The following is a 3,320-nucleotide window of genomic DNA, read 5'->3' as shown; positions in this document are numbered from 1 at the left end:
TGCAGAGCTTCAGGAGCTTATGCTCCCTCCTCGCTGGTTTCGTCGTGGCGGCTCATTTCTACTGAGACAAAGGCTGGGACGGCGTGATTCCGGAAATATCCTCGCTGGGCTTCATGAATCTTGATTTCTGGAAGAGCATCATAGATACTATGACCCCATGGGTGCTACAGGAAGGGTGAAAAATTTGGATATAAATATTAGAAACGAAGAACCAAAGGATTATCGAAGAGTTGAAGAAGTTGCAAGAGAAGCATTTTGGAACCTATATTCCCCAGGTTGCCATGAACACTTTGTGATTCACAAAATGAGAGAGCATGATGATTTTATAAAAGAACTTACATTTGTCATCGAGGTTGACGGTCAAGTTGAAGGCGGAATATTTTATACGCATTCAAAAATCGTTTCAAAAGATAATACAGAGTATAAGACAATTACTTTTGGCCCTGTTTTTATTTCGCCGAAGTTTCATAGGAAGGGGCTTGGGAAAAAGCTTATTACTCACTCTATCGAAATCGAAGTTGCTAAAGAAATGGGCTATCGAGCGATCCTGGCACTTGGATATCCATATCATTACAAGCCATACGGGTTTGTAGGCGGCAAGAAATATAATATCTCAATGCCTGATGGGAAGTTCTACAAAGGCCTGTTAGTTTTGCCTCTTTATGAGGGAGCGCTGGATAACATATCAGGTTATGTAGTTTTTTCAGATGTCTTCGATGTGACAGAGGAAGAAGTAGAAGAATTTGATAGGTCATTTCCACCTAAAGAAAAGAAGTATCAGGCAAGTCAGGACGAATACGAAGCTGCGAGTTCAATGCTAGATGAGTAATTAAGGTTTTAAAGCTGACTTGGATCCATGTTCTGAGTCGTTTATCAGCATCTCTTTGCCAAACTAAGGGCAGGTATATGATTAGAATAGCTGTTTTTCCAGTGGATATGAAAAATTAATCCTTGCATCAACATCGTTGTCCATAGGCAAAAAGAAAGATCGTTGAAAATAACCCCACTTTTTGATAACTCCTATCCTAAAAGTGGAGTTTGTAATGGTATATGAGGCAAACCAATTTACTAACATGTACAAGCAGGGAACGTAGCTGTCAAATTCTCCTGGCAAAACTTTCAGTGAGGTAATTAAAAATTAGAATTTAGCCCGTGTAATTGCGTAAAAGCCAAAACAAGGCCTCTTGCGCTGGTACCCTGAAGCGATTAATGCTGTTTTGGGCAGAATAACCTTCGTGAGGCTGTTATATTTGAAAGCCCTTGTGTATCCCTCTGGCGGCACTGTCAGCTTCTCGCCTTAAGGTTAGAGAAGCATCACGTTCAGCGTACGTTACTTATAACAATGCAATGGACTATTTGCTTTTTAGAACCTTTAAAAAGCATCACTCACTTGGCATTTCCCTTAAGGACTTTTCCATTCCCTCTCTTGCTATCGTAGAAAGGCTCATTGTTTTAACAAATTCCTTTAAACGCTTAGCGGAGACGAAAGCTGAGCCCTTTGGCCACTTTACAAATACCCAATCCCTTGAAAGATTCGAAGGTGTCTTTTGCGAAACACGCCATCCCTTTGTTCTTTCTTTTTCTGTCAATGGAGGGCCGAATTCTTCAGGTAAATCAACTCCTACGCTAGGCCAGTATCCGTCGTCACCCCACAGATTAGAGCGGATCAGAAAGGTTACTCCCTTGTTTTTATAAGATAGGCAAGTAAAAACATCGGGAACTACATACCCTTCAATTTCAACATATCCGTGCCTAGCTTCAGAACGGATATTTTGGGCCGAATAGGTCACAAAATGAAACATCCCTCTGCACAGTTTTTGTTTTTCGTCACCTTTTTTTATCTTTTCGAATTCTGATAATACCTGGTTGGGTGGGGTATTACTCAAAGGAGCCTCATTGTTTGTGGCTTTTAAGTTGATGTTTAGTGTCACCAAGGAGTGAAAAGCTAGCAAGCTTGTAGAAAACACTGCAGCTATTATTTTAGTTTTCATAATTGTCTCCATCCCAAGTAATGTCGCCTTTGCAGCTATAATATGGTTGATAATTACTTTGAAGATATAATATCACAAAGTGAAGAGCCATACGCACGCAAGAGGGAAGAGTATTTTGTATTCGACAGAACTCAGGGGTATTCTATTAAGTTACTGTTGAGGCATCTTCTCTGTTCCCTTACAGGGAGACAATACCACTGTCCGGTAACACATATGATTGTTGTCCAATTGAATTTAGGTTCTATGCGTGGTAATATTGCTCCTGTCCCACGTGCCCGTAGCTCAGCTGGATAGAGCGTTGGCCTCCGGAGCCAAAGGCCTCGGGTTCGAATCCCGACGGGCACGCCATTCAATTGTATTTTTTATGGAACACGTCAAAAATTTTTCCTTTTGTCTCCTGTCAATATATGCATATCTTTCTTTTTTTATTATTTATTTATTGGTATCATAATATTTAATGTCCTATGAAAGGGGGCCTTGCCATGGCTATTTATAAATTAAAAAATAGCACCAGATGTTGGGACGGAGAATCAATAGGCATATTGATTCTTGATGCCCATTACCCGTGTGTTCCTGGAAACGTAGGTAATGCCACCACGTTTGATTTTCCAGTGAGGTACAAAAAAGTGAAAGGTGCGTCCATATATAGGCTCCTGAACCAGAGAGATCCTTCCTTGGTTAAACCTTTTATAGAAGCTGCGCTTGAACTTGAAGCTGAAGGTGTAAGGGCCATTACTGGAGCTTGCGGATTCATGGCCCTTTTTCAGGAAGAGGTTGCTGAAGCTTTGAAGATTCCTGTTTTTTTATCAAGTTTGCTGCAAGTCCCTTTCATTAGGCGGATTTTAAATCCTTCACTTAAAATTGGCATAATAACGGCTAATTCAACTTGCCTCACGGACAAGCATTTTCATGCAGCAGGCATAACTTGTGACATGAATATAGTTATAAAAGGAATGGAAGAAAAAGATGAGTTTAGAACTGCTATCTTGGAGGAGAAGGGCACGTTGGATTCAGATAAAATTGAAAAGGAAGTGGTGGAGGTAGCCGAGACAATGATAAAAGAACACCCTGAAGTTGGAGCCATATTGCTTGAGTGTAGTGATCTTCCTCCATATGCAAAGGCAGTGCAGGAATCTACAGGAAGACCAGTGTTTGACTTTATCACTATGATCCGCTTCGTCCATACCGCTGTTGTTCAACAGGGGTACCACGGATTTATATGAAAACAAAATTAGTATGGATGCAGATAGGGAGGAGTAAATTCTAGAAAATAAATAAATTTTATTTGACTGTGGGTAAAAAATATTGCTGGCAACGGACAGTGAAAAT

At 40.5% G+C, this 3,320-nt stretch carries 3 protein-coding genes and 1 tRNA gene; 3 read left to right on the top strand and 1 reads right to left on the bottom strand.

The annotated features are described in order from the left end of the window. The first annotated feature begins 157 nt into the window (after positions 1–157). The gene (locus H0Z23_RS08790) at positions 158–829 is read left to right on the top strand and encodes a GNAT family N-acetyltransferase (RefSeq protein ID WP_296869073.1); all 672 of its coding nucleotides are present in this window, start codon (positions 158–160) and stop codon (positions 827–829) included. Between the two features lie 553 nt (positions 830–1,382). Here H0Z23_RS08790 and H0Z23_RS08785 read toward each other — a convergent pair. Continuing rightward, a complete protein-coding gene (locus H0Z23_RS08785; RefSeq protein WP_296869072.1) occupies positions 1,383–1,991 on the bottom strand; it encodes a hypothetical protein in 609 nt (202 codons plus the stop codon). A 271-nt stretch (positions 1,992–2,262) separates the two neighbouring features. Between H0Z23_RS08785 and H0Z23_RS08780 the strand changes: the two genes are divergently transcribed. Beyond that, a tRNA-Arg gene (locus tag H0Z23_RS08780) sits at positions 2,263–2,339 on the top strand. Between the two features lie 134 nt (positions 2,340–2,473). Then, positions 2,474–3,214 (top strand): aspartate/glutamate racemase family protein, encoded by a 741-nt coding sequence (locus H0Z23_RS08775; RefSeq protein WP_296869071.1) that lies wholly within the window; start codon positions 2,474–2,476, stop codon positions 3,212–3,214. Positions 3,215–3,320 lie beyond the last annotated feature (106 nt).

The organism is Thermovirga sp. (assembly GCF_017656375.1).
Lineage (GTDB): Bacteria > Synergistota > Synergistia > Synergistales > Thermovirgaceae > Thermovirga.
Note: the sequence above shows the minus strand (reverse complement) of the source record. Positions and strands in the feature narration are given on the sequence as shown.